Genomic DNA, 741 nt, shown 5'->3' with positions numbered 1-741 from the left:
TGTTCGTCCACCTGACCGAGGACGGCGCCGCCGACGCGGCCGCCGAGATGGGGAGGGCCCGATGAGCGCCGACGTCGCGCGCAGCCGCCCGCTGTTCCCGGCACGCCCGGTCCGGCGGACGTCGCCCGCGCTGCGCACCGCCCGGGACCTGCTGGTCTGGTTCGTGCAGATGGGCCTCGTCTACTGGGCCATCGTCCTGGTGGCCGTCGTCGCGGTGCCGTTCGTCGTCGACCGGTTCGGCGAGGTCGGGGTGTCCATCGTCTGGTTCGCGCGGCAGAGCGGCGTCTGGTTCCCGTTCTCGGTGCTGATCGGCGTCGCCGCGACCTACCCGGCGGTGCACGTCGCGAGCGGGATGACGCGGCGGGCCTACGTGCGCGGCGCGCTGCTCGCCGCGGTGGTGCTCGGGACCGCGTTCGCGCTGGTGATGACGCTGCTGCTCGAGGCCGAGCGCGCCTGGTACGGCGCGATGGGCTGGGGCTGGCGGCTGCAGGACGGCTGGTTCGCCCCCGACGAGGGCTTCGGCACGGTGCTGCTGGCCTACGTGGCGACCTTCGTGGTCGCGAACCTCAGCGGGATGCTGGTCGGCACCGTCTACGGCGCCGCGGGCGGCTGGTGGGGGACGCTCAGCCTGCCGCTCACCGTCGGGCCGGTCTTCGTCGTGATCGCGCTCGTCGACGCCGGCACCCGCTGGCTCCCGTTCGACGACCTGCTCGGGGCCGCCCGCGCCGCGCAGCTCGCCCC

The 741-nt window shown here is 74.9% G+C and carries 1 protein-coding gene; it reads left to right on the top strand.

Annotation, left to right across the window (positions count from 1 at the left end; translation table 11 throughout):
• Positions 1-61: 61 nt before the first annotated feature.
• Positions 62-741: hypothetical protein (locus tag FHR04_RS20760; protein ID WP_139405066.1), on the top strand; the 680-nt coding region annotated here is incomplete at its 3' end.

This window comes from Deinococcus radiopugnans ATCC 19172, assembly GCF_006335125.1.
In the GTDB taxonomy this organism is placed as follows: Bacteria; Deinococcota; Deinococci; order Deinococcales; family Deinococcaceae; genus Deinococcus; species Deinococcus radiopugnans.
Note: the sequence above shows the minus strand (reverse complement) of the source record. Positions and strands in the feature narration are given on the sequence as shown.